This window comes from Rhizobium vallis, from assembly GCF_003985155.1.
GTDB classification, from domain to species: Bacteria; Pseudomonadota; Alphaproteobacteria; order Rhizobiales; family Rhizobiaceae; genus Rhizobium; species Rhizobium vallis.
Window position 1 is genome coordinate 1 of record NZ_ML133735.1, and the last position, 1,402, is coordinate 1,402.

1 protein-coding gene and 1 pseudogene are annotated in these 1,402 nt (G+C 60.6%); both read left to right on the forward strand.

The features are described 5' to 3' along the window. A partial coding sequence (locus EFQ99_RS34790; RefSeq protein ID WP_164736491.1) for a transposase domain-containing protein occupies window positions 1-105 on the forward strand: 105 nt, incomplete at its 5' end. Beyond that, window positions 87-1,402 (forward strand): annotated as a pseudogene (tnpC, locus tag EFQ99_RS34795) (IS66 family transposase); the annotation flags it as partial. The gene EFQ99_RS34790 and the pseudogene tnpC, both read left to right, overlap by 19 nt.

Genomic DNA, 1,402 nt, shown 5'->3' on the forward strand with positions numbered 1-1,402 from the left:
GCAGTCGATCCGCAAGCTTGGTTGACCCAGACGCTTGAGCGCCTTGCGAATGGATGGCCCAGCAGTGAAATCGACGCGCTCATGCCATGGAACTACGCCGCCTGAACGGCCACGGCTTGTCGCTTACAGATGAACTGGCGGCGGAGATCGCAGTCAAAGCTTCAGCCGTCAAAGCCTTCGAGCGCAAGCGTCCGTCACGCAAGCCCTTTCCCGAACACCTGCCGCGTGAGCGCGTCGTAATCGCCGCTCCCACGAATTGCGCCTGTTGTGGATCGGTTAAACTGTCGAAGCTTGGCGAAGACATTACCGAGACCTTGGAAGTCATCCCGCGTCAGTGGAAGGTCATCCAGACGGTGCGGGAGAAGTTCACCTGCCGCGAGTGTGAGAAGATCACGCAGTCACCCGCACCCTTCCATGTGACACCCCGCGGTTTTGCCGGGCCGAACCTGCTGGCGATGATCCTGTTTGAGAAGTTCGCCCAGCACCAGCCGCTCAATCGCCAGAGCGAGCGCTACGCCCGCGAGGGCGTCGACCTCAGCTTGTCGACGCTGGCCGATCAGGTTGGAGCATGTGCCGCGGCGTTGAAGCCCATTCACTCCCTGATCGAGGCGCATGTCCTTGCTGCCGAACGTCTGCACGGCGACGACACGACCGTGCCGATCCTGGCCAAGGGAAAGACCGATACGGGCCGCATCTGGACCTATGTCCGGGACGATCGGCCGTTCGGAGGCCTCTCTCCGCCGGCGGCCCTTTACTATGCCTCGCGGGACCGACGGCAGGAGCATCCGGAGCGCCACCTGAAGACCTTCAACGGCATTCTGCAGGCGGACGCCTATGGCGGCTACAATCCGCTGTTCAAGGTTGATCGCGATCCAAATCCTCTAAGGCAGGCGTTTTGTTGGGCACACTCGCGGCGTAAGTTCTTCGTGCTCGCCGACATCGCCGCAAATGCCAAGCGTGGAAAGAATGCCGCGCCGATCTCGCCTATGGCGCTCGAAGCCGTCAAACGGATCGACGGCCTGTTCGATATTGAGCGCGAGATCAACGGGCTTACGGCCGATCAACGCCTGGAGCGTCGCCGGAGAGACTGTCTGCCACTCGTCGATGATCTGCAGGTCTGGCTTCAAACCGAGCGGGCAAAGCTCTCACGCAGTTCTCGGTGGCGGAGGCGATCGACTACATGCTCAAGCGCTGGGATGGCTTCACATCATTTCTGCAGGACGGCCGGATTTGCCTGACGAATAATGCGGCAGAGCGAGCGCTCAGAGGCTTTGCGAGACGTGTTTCATTATGCACCCCTTCGTTAAGTGTATGTAAACATTGGAAGCGTGTCCGCGTCCACATCGCGCAACGGGCGACCTTTCCGGGCAATCGCCGCTTTGACCGGCTCGGACGTCAAATC